The organism is Photorhabdus sp. CRCIA-P01 (genome assembly GCF_003545805.1).
GTDB classification, from domain to species: domain Bacteria; phylum Pseudomonadota; class Gammaproteobacteria; order Enterobacterales; family Enterobacteriaceae; genus Photorhabdus; species Photorhabdus antumapuensis.
On record NZ_NMQR01000165.1, the window covers coordinates 1 to 1,455 of the forward strand.

The 1,455-nt window shown below is 53.0% G+C and carries 1 pseudogene; it reads right to left on the reverse strand.

Annotation, left to right across the window (positions count from 1 at the left end):
• Nucleotides 1–1,455 (reverse strand): annotated as a pseudogene (gene rtxA / locus D3222_RS24545) (MARTX multifunctional-autoprocessing repeats-in-toxin holotoxin RtxA); the annotation flags it as partial.

Here is a 1,455-nt window from a genome sequence, read left to right on the forward strand (position 1 = left end):
TGTTTATGTTAGCGTCACCATGAGCAGCAGTTACATTTAAGCCATTGCCTACTGTTGTAGTGACGTTAGCTTTCCCTTTTGCCACCGTAACCTGCATACCGTCACCCACCTTGGTAACCACATTGCCTTCACTCCATAAGGCATTAAAGCTGTCTCCCTTACCCACCTGAGTGATCATGTTAGCCTTACCTTTAGCAAGCACCACATTACGCCCGTCACCGACTTTAGTGATAACGTTGGCTTGCCCCCAGGCACCGGTGTAATCATCACCGTGACCCACATGGGTAATAATATTGGCATCTCCCTGAACCACCGCGACTTCTTGCCCATTCCCCACTTTGGTAACCATGTTGGCTTTACCTTTCGCAAAGTTGTAACGGTCGCCATTTCCCACTTGAGTCAGGATATTCGCCTCACCCCAGGCCGCATTCACCCCGGTGCCATCGCCAATTTTGGTGATAAGATTGGCTTTCCCTTTGGTGAAACCTACAGTCGTGCCCCTTCCAACATGGGTCATCACGTTACCCACATCGGAAATAAGCAGGCCGATTGTGGGACCGTCTCCTATTTTGGTCAGAATATTGCCTTTACCAAGCAAAACAGCCGCCGTCGTTGAATTGCCCACATGCGTAATAACATTCGCTTTCGCTGCCGCAACAACCCCCAGAAAATCATCACCCACCTTGGTAACGATATTGGCCTCACCCAGTGCCAAGACACCCGTCAAGCCATTACCGACATGGGTCATCATATTGGCTTTACCAAACATGGCCGCCAGCGTTGTCCCCTCACCCACTTTGGTCATCACGTTCAGTTCACCGGCAAACAAACCGATGCTGGTGCCCTCACCCACATGGGAATAGATATTGGCTTTCCCTATCATTAAGGCGGCGGTCAGGTCATTACCGACCTTGGTCAGCACATTGGCCCCCCCAATCATGGCCGCAAAGGTATTGCCATCCCCGACATGGGTAAAGAGATTAGCTTTGCCGATCATCGCCGTCAGGGTCATGCCATTACCCACTTTCGTGGCGATATTGCCCTCTGCCAGCATCAGCGCAACACTTGTGCCCTCCCCAATATGAGTAAACACATTGCCTGCGGCCACCATCAAGGCCAGCGCATCACCGTCACCCACTTTGGTAAAAATATTACCCACCCCCCCCATTAACGCCCATGCATCCCCCTTGCCGACATGGGTAAACAGGTTACCCGCGCCAATCAGGGCCGCAATTGATGTCCCCTCCCCGACTTTAGTGAAGATGTTCCCCGCCGCAACCATCACGCCCAGTGTCCAACCGTCGCCACCTGGGTCAACACGTTGCCAACGCCGAACATGAGGCCGGTCGTGTCACCCTTTCCGACTTTGGTCAAGATATTCGCGCCACCCAGCATAACGCCCGTGGTATTGCCGTCACCTATATGCGTGAGGACGTTCGCGCCACCGCCCATTAC